The organism is Flavobacterium cyanobacteriorum, from assembly GCF_002251835.1.
Taxonomy (GTDB): Bacteria; Bacteroidota; Bacteroidia; order Flavobacteriales; family Flavobacteriaceae; genus Flavobacterium; species Flavobacterium cyanobacteriorum.
Genome location: NZ_NOXV01000074.1, coordinates 1 through 1,760, shown reverse-complemented (window position 1 = coordinate 1,760; position 1,760 = coordinate 1). Strand labels below are relative to the sequence as shown.

The 1,760-nt window shown below is 29.3% G+C and carries 3 protein-coding genes; all 3 read left to right on the top strand.

The window, feature by feature from the left end:
* Positions 1-231 precede the first annotated feature (231 nt).
* The 3 genes from CHU92_RS00765 (at position 232) to CHU92_RS00755 (ending at position 1,696) form a co-directional block, all read left to right on the top strand.
* Positions 232-531: a response regulator gene (locus tag CHU92_RS00765; RefSeq protein WP_094411621.1), complete on the top strand. Its 300-nt coding sequence runs from the start codon at positions 232-234 to the stop codon at positions 529-531.
* Positions 532-662: 131 nt separating this feature from the next.
* Complete coding sequence (locus CHU92_RS00760) at positions 663-872, top strand: hypothetical protein (RefSeq protein WP_094411619.1); 210 nt, start codon at positions 663-665, stop codon at positions 870-872.
* Between the two features lie 56 nt (positions 873-928).
* Positions 929-1,696 carry a GLPGLI family protein gene (locus CHU92_RS00755; RefSeq protein WP_094411617.1) on the top strand — a complete coding sequence of 256 codons (768 nt, stop codon included), beginning with the start codon at positions 929-931 and terminating at the stop codon, positions 1,694-1,696.
* Positions 1,697-1,760 lie beyond the last annotated feature (64 nt).

Genomic DNA, 1,760 nt, shown 5'->3' with positions numbered 1-1,760 from the left:
CTTTAGTGCGATGATTGTAAAAGCCAGGTAATTAAAGCCTAACCAGCAACCCTTTTTTATTTAACAAATAAGTTTAAACCACTTCACAATAAAAAAATCTACTATTTAACCACAAGGTCTACTTTTTTACGAAAATTTCACAAAGATTGATTTTTTTTGCACAAAAACGGCATTTAAGGTAATAATTGTTGATGATGATTTGATTACTACCTGCGGTTATTTAGAAAAATAGTGGAAAATCTTTTTTATGATGTCCATATTGTTGGTACCGCAACTAGTATACTCGGTGCTTTAGATTACATGCCTACAACGATTTTCATCTCTTCAAATAAAGAGTATGCTTATGATGCCATGAAATATGACGCGACAGGGTTTGTTTTAAAGCCGGTTAATAGCATCTGTTTCAACCCAATGTTGCGAAATGCTATAGATAAGTTAAAAGCGAGTATCGCCACTTATGATATTTATCGTAAGTCTAAGGGATTCATTGCTATTTCATTATATTATTTGAGAATAGTCGCGAATATTTAAAAATAATATGTTTTAATGTGAACTTATAGTTCGGGCAGAAATTCCATATTGGAAAAAAAACGCAGAAAATCTTTGACTGCCTTAATGAGCCAGAAGCTCTTGCAAAGATTAAAGCAAAATACTAAAAGAAAATGAAAAAAATATTTTTAGCAGCTATTCTATTGGTTTGCTTAACTATGAATGCCAGAGTTTGGAATGTTACCACAACTTGCGGCGTAATTGGAACAATTAATATTGCTGATAATGCTACATTGAAACAAATTACAGATGCAGTCGCAACGTATAATTTAATGCACTGTGGTGTTTACCCAAAAACGGTAAAATTAACAGTTAATACTTAATTACCAAATGTAAGGCTATCTATCCACTTAGATAGCCTTATTTAAACAAGTAAATTATGCAAAAAAAACATTTTAAACTTTTAATAGCGTTACTTTTTTTTACAGTAGCATCAGCTCAAACCATAAACATCGACTATGTTTGTTTTTATGATCTAAAGTTTATAAGAAATGATAATTCTTCAGATAATGAACAGTTTATTTTATTAGTTGACAGTAAAAGCAATAAATCAGCTTTTTTAAGTACGACCATTTATTCTATGAATTCTTTAAAAGAAACAAATCCCAACGATTATATGATGTACGGATCAGGATTTCCTGAAATTGTTTGTAACAACAATAATCAGATGGATATTTTCGAAGATATAAAAGATTTTAAATATCGATACGTAGAGAATGACAAACTCAATTGGGAAATTCTAAAAGAGAAGAAGAAAGTTGGTAAAGTTAACGCACAATTAGCTCGATGCAATGCTTATGGTAGAATCTGGTATGCTTGGTTTTCCGTCGAAATACCCCTAAACTATGGCCCTTACAAGTTTAAAGGTTTACCTGGGCTGATAGTAAGTTTATACGACTCTGAAAAAAAGTTAAATTTTACTTTAGAGAATTATAAAAAAAAGAAAGAAAAATATAACCTCCCTAAAGTAAATGACTATAAACTTATTACAAAAGAGAAATATTATAAAAACAGGTTTAAAATTTTAACATCTGATGATAGCTCTGTTTTATTTGATAATGCTGAAGAAAGAAAGAAATGGTTTAATGTAATAAAAAAAAGGTATAGAGGTCAAATACTAATAGATATTAAATATCCACAAGAATAAAGTAGATCTAAATTTTTTATACAATGAAGTGGTTTAAACTTATTTGTTAAATAAAAAAGGGTTG